Below are 5651 nucleotides of genomic sequence, written 5' to 3' on the forward strand. Positions count from 1 at the left end.
CCATAAAAAACAGTTGCAAAACGACCTAAGTTGTTTTTAAAAGTACAATTAGTAAAATCATAATCATAGTTTCCTGTTTGAGAATTCGTATGCGAATAATACACAACGCCACCACGTTCTACACGATTGTTTTCAAAAATAACATTGTTAATCGTTAGACTTTTGCACGATTCTATAATTCGAATAGCTGCCCCTGATTTCAAACTATTATTTCCACTATTTGCATTTCCGCCCGAAATTGTAAGTCCGTCAACAATGGCACCATCTTGAAGAATTTGCAGTATTCGAGTCGAATTGTCTGAATACGTACTGTTTCCAAAGGTTAAAACGCCATCATCATTTCCTAAAAGATCACCTGATAAAATAGTTATATTTATTGCTGGATCGCGCTGACTCAACATGGTTTCTGTTCCGTTAAAACCTCCGTACAATGCTTGGTTTTCTAAAAGTGTAAAAACATCAAGTTTAGTAGCTCCTGGAAAATACGTTCCTGCTTTGATCCAAAAATCTGAAATCGGATTGTTATCCAATGCGTTTTGTAACGAAGTATACGCGTCTGCCCAACTTGTTCCATCATTTGCGCCCGAAGCATTTACATCAACAAATACACGGTTTTTTAAATAATTTGCCGTAATCAGTTTATCGCCATCCATAGTAATGGTTAATGGATTTGCATTTCCGGTTGCATCACCACTCCAACTATCAAACATAAAACCTGTATTTGGAGTGATTGTAACCGTCACAACCGTTCCATTGTCATACGTTCCATTCACAGGATTTGGATTGGTTGTAATACTTCCACCAACAGAATTAATGGTTAATGTACGTTGAATTGGTGCAAAAGTAGCCGTAAGTGCTTTATTGCTGTCCATCAACAATTGTTCGGTTGCTGTACTTCCTGAAAGATCGCCTGACCAACCTGTAAATTCAAAACCTGCATTTGGAACTGCCGTTAGTGAAACAGTTTCCATGAAATCGTACGCACCATTTGTTGGATTTGGATTTGTAGTAACACTTCCGTCTGTAGCAAGGATATTAACTATTGGTCTAAACGTAGTCGCTCCAAATTCATACACACCCAAATCAACTGCAACATTAAATATTCGGCTATTTCCTAGCAAATCTACATTGAGTGGCGCTGGTAATTTTGAATTGTCTCCAAAATCTTTTGCTGGCGAAGTTGTTTGCAACGTAAAATCGCTTGCACTTGTAAATAATGGATCTGAATTCATTGTAAGCACTTTATCTCCAGCGGCTATATTGGAAAAATCGTCGTTTGAAATACTGTTTGATACTAAAATTGTTCCCAAACTGGCAGCATTTCCTGAAGAAACGGCTCTGGAAGTAGTTCCGCTCGTAGTTGTATTGTTCCAAGCAATTGTATTTGAAATAGCTGAAACCATCGTAGAACCACTGTCTCCAACTACAATTGGCGAACGTGTAAAATTGCTCATTCCGCTATTGGTTCCTAAATCTTGATTGTTTACCAAAGTACAATTGATCACATTTAATGTTATCGTTAAACGTGCAGGCACACTATTAGAAACTGCCCAAACCACACTTCCTGCGTATCCTGCTGGTCCAGATCGGTCTTTTACAACATTGTCTTTAAACAAGCAGTTGTACAAAGTTCCAATGGTATTTTCGGCATTTGCAGCGGTAAAATTAATGGTTCCGTAACGACTTAAATTATTTTCAACTACCGTATTTGTTACATTTACATTTCGAGTTCCGTTTAGATATGCACCTTGACTTGATACTCTAAAAAATGTACCATTATCTGCTACGTTATTTTTAATGATACAATTGTTTACATTGAAACCTAACGGATTGCTTACTGCCACATAAATTGCCGCGCCCGTTTCTGTTGAAGCTCCAATTGCATGTCCGTCACTAATGGTAAAACCATCAATAGTTGTAAAGTTTGCATTTAATCGAACAATATGTTGTGTATTATCTGAACGCGTTGATTCTGTAAATTCAATTACATTGTTGTCATTGTTCATTAAATCTCCTGAAAGAATGGTTTCGTTGTTAGGAATATCTCTTTGCGAGATAGACGTTTCCGTTCCTGCAAATCCGCCATATAATTTTACATCATCATTATTTATTGTGAATGATTGCGTTCTGTCAGTTGCATCTGCTGTATACGTTCCGCTAGCAACCCAAATTTCTTCGTTTGCATTTACCGTTGCCAATGCATCTTGCAAGGAAGTGTATGCGTTTGCCCATGACGAACCATCGTTTAAACCTGTGGCGTTTACATTTACGAATAAAGGTCCTTTTGTGCGGAATGTTGCAGGAAATGACCATCCAGAAGTAGGATTATATGTTGTGTTTCCACTACATTTTTTACGGTAACGAACGGTATATTCTGATGAAAAATCTAAATTACTGATCAATACATTTCCGTTTACGTCACTTACAATTGTGTGTGTGTTGAATGGTTGTGACGATAATCCGTACGCAACATCAAAAGTATCCGTTTGTGGCAATACTAAAGTTGCTGTGTTTTCTGTGATGTTTGACGTGCTAAAGTCTGCAATGTCTGGCGTTTCACAAACCGTATAACTGTTATCGGTTGCAATTTGCGAAACTTCTGAAGCTGTTAATACACGATTATAAATGTAAATATCATCAACTGTTTGATCAAAAATATTGAGAGCTGTTAAACTTCCTGATTGATTGTTACCAACCATAAAGTTTGCTGCGGTGTTGATGCCTTGGCTTGAGAAAATTCCGCCAACTTGTACGTTTTCAACTCTTGTTTGCTCCAAAACGTTGTCAACATAATAGTTGTAGGTAAACGGATATGTATTTCGTCCAGAAGCTGTATTGAATTGTGTTGCTTCTTTTTTAATCGTGATTGTTATGTGTCGCCACGAATCATTTGCTACAAACTCTTCAAATTCTAGGTTTGAAATTGCATATCCTTGTGCGCCCGTATTATTATTTGCTACGACACGTCGTGAAGTTTTGACTGTAATTTTTCCATCTTTCAAGAAAATAAAAAATCCTGATCCTGGTCCATTGATATTAAAACTTGCGCCAGGCCGTGTACTTTTATCGAAAATAGTACGTTCGTTTCCATCAATGATATCTGTCTTTATCCAGAAAGAAATTGTTACATCTGAGAACGTAAAATTGGAACTAGATAAATAATCTCCATTTAGGGAAATACTATTGGTAGCCGTTGTAAATCTGTCGTTTACAGCTGTGAGTGCTGTTCCGTTTTGAGTAAAGTTTTCGCCGTTGGCTGCTTCGGTAAGACTTCCGTTTGTAAAGTCGTACGCACGTTGCAAACCGCTTGTGGGAATTTGTCCGAATGCAATGGAACAGAATAATAGGAATACTGAGAGTAATCGTGAGTTCATAATTTGAAATTTGTGTTTTACACTACAAAAGTCATTGGTGAACCACCTTTTTTTTTGATTTTATTTCTGAACTGTATGTTTTTTTTGCTGAATGGTTTTTAGAAACGCTTAGCTTTTAGACTTGCTTGCGCTGTTGGATTTTTAGATGCGCTTCGCTTTTAGAACGCTGTCGCTGTTAGATTGTTTGACTTCTTTGAAATGTCTTTGCGAGCGTTTTGCAAAAACGTGTGGCAATCTGTTTCTTAATAATCACAAACGTTAATTTGAGTGATTCTTTGAATGTTTCATTGAGAGAAGTCGAAATAAAATGGAGAAAATTGTATCGAGAAGTGCTTTGAATTGAGATGTAGTTTGCTTTTAGAATACTACCGCTATTAGATTTGAACTTAATAGGTCTTTGTGAAGTATAATGTAGTAATACGTTTTAGTGAGTTACTTTTTTTAATACGGATTCATAGTTTTTTTAGCTTGTTTATCTGCACGGGTTAAATATATAGCTTACCAAGAAAGATGTACTACCAAATATAAGGCTCTATACTATTCTAAAAAACTCTAAAAACCTTATTTAACATACTAAATATAAGCAATACGTTAAGAAATTATCATATAGCAATTAAGCATAGAAATCACTTGGGTATTATGACCAGTAATACTTATAATTTAAGCGGAACAACTTCGGTTGTAGATTTTACAGATGCAACGAATCAAATCACCTTTGGAACTGATGCACAAACTACTTTTGGAATGCCAAGCGGTTCAGTAGGAATGTGGTCAGGAAATGGAAATAATGATGCCTTAGTACAATATTCTGGAACCACACCTGATGCACCAAGTATCTTGTCGGAAGTGTTAAATGATTCTGGAAACTTCTTAAATTTCCCAACCTATGTTGTTGCTGGTTACAATGCTTTTGATATAAATATGGATGGTAATACGCAGTATACAGGAACTACACCAGATACACCGATCATATTACAAAATGTATTGGCACATCCAGGAAACTTTTTAAACTTTAGCACCTATCAAATTCAAGAACAACTTCCAGAAAATTAAAAATTAAATAGTACAATCAGAAAATAAAATATTATGAAAAAAAATATATTAATCAGTTTTTTAATATTTGCATACACATGCTTTGCAAATAACGTATATGCGCAAGATGGCTATACCTATACTTTACAGCACAATGGCGGCTATAGTTTTACAGTACAGGCAGTACCAAATGCAAGTTCCAGTAATTTTGCAACCTCAGTTCAGAGTTACGGATTTACAATAGTGCTTCCAGATGGAGTTACCATTACAGCGGCATCTTCTCTAGGCGGAGCGGCAAGTGCTACATTTTTTGATGGAAATAATGTTGCATTACCGACTATTGACGGATATTTAGTTACAGAAACATTGGGAAGTCCTATATCATTATCGGCACCATCGGCAGGTACAAATTCTGATATATTTACATTCACTGTCAATAGCAATCCAACAAGTGGAGAATTAAAAATTTTAGAAAATAACTCCGCATTGGCAACTACGGTCACACCTTTAAAGTCATTTATGCAGGCAGATATGATTAATGACGGATCAGCACAATTTGTAAATGTTGTCGATCCTAACGCAGCAGCCGTTTCAGGAATGAGTACGTTTGACTTTGCAACCTTAAGTACAACTGACATTGAATTTATTGAGAATGAAGTAAAACTATATCCAAATCCAACAAGTTCAATTATAAACATTCAAATGAATACTGGTTTTAAGAAAGCTGAAATTTATACCATTCAAGGTCAAAAAATAAAAGAAAGCAGTGCTAAAAATATAGATGTTTCAGCACTTTCTAACGGAATTTATATTATTAAAATCGTGAACGAGTCAGGAACTTTTTCAAATAAATATCTTATAAAAAATTAAAAAAGTGTTCCTTTTAAACATAAGTCAATTTCCCTCAAATCTTCCAGTAGGTAAGTTTAAAATTTGAAGATTTGTAGCCATAACTGCGTTGTTTAACTTTTCTGTTTTAACCCAAAATCAAGTAGATTATCGTCCAAAAAACACCATTCACCTAAAGTAATGACCAAATTAATCGACTTTGTAATTTTTTTGAAAAGTATACGACTATATTTACATCATACTATTTAGTAGTATGGTATTGACAATCTGATAAATTGTATTAAAAAAATAAAAAGAGAATCCTTTGCCCTAAGGATTCTCTTTTTATTTGGAGCATTTTCAATAAAAATAAATACTGATATTATTCTTTCTAAAATGTAAACACTATTTCTTTTC

At 35.2% G+C, this 5651-nt stretch carries 3 protein-coding genes; 2 read left to right on the plus strand and 1 reads right to left on the minus strand.

Annotated features, from left to right (window positions below; translation table 11 throughout):
- A partial coding sequence (locus AB8B65_RS16045) for a LamG-like jellyroll fold domain-containing protein (protein ID WP_405302284.1) occupies positions 1-3374 on the minus strand: 3374 nt, incomplete at its 3' end.
- 639 nt (positions 3375-4013) lie between these two features.
- On the opposite strand from AB8B65_RS16045, the gene AB8B65_RS16050 reads away from it, so the two are divergent.
- Together AB8B65_RS16050 and AB8B65_RS16055 are read left to right on the plus strand one after the other, a co-directional pair.
- Positions 4014-4427: a hypothetical protein gene (locus AB8B65_RS16050; RefSeq protein ID WP_405302285.1), complete on the plus strand. Its 414-nt coding sequence runs from the start codon at positions 4014-4016 to the stop codon at positions 4425-4427.
- A gap of 33 nt (positions 4428-4460) precedes the next feature.
- On the plus strand, positions 4461-5276 hold the full coding sequence (locus tag AB8B65_RS16055) for a T9SS type A sorting domain-containing protein (RefSeq protein ID WP_405302286.1): 816 nt from the start codon (positions 4461-4463) through the stop codon (positions 5274-5276).
- Positions 5277-5651: the final 375 nt, after the last annotated feature.

It is taken from the genome of Kordia sp., assembly GCF_045105435.1.
GTDB lineage: Bacteria > Bacteroidota > Bacteroidia > Flavobacteriales > Flavobacteriaceae > Kordia.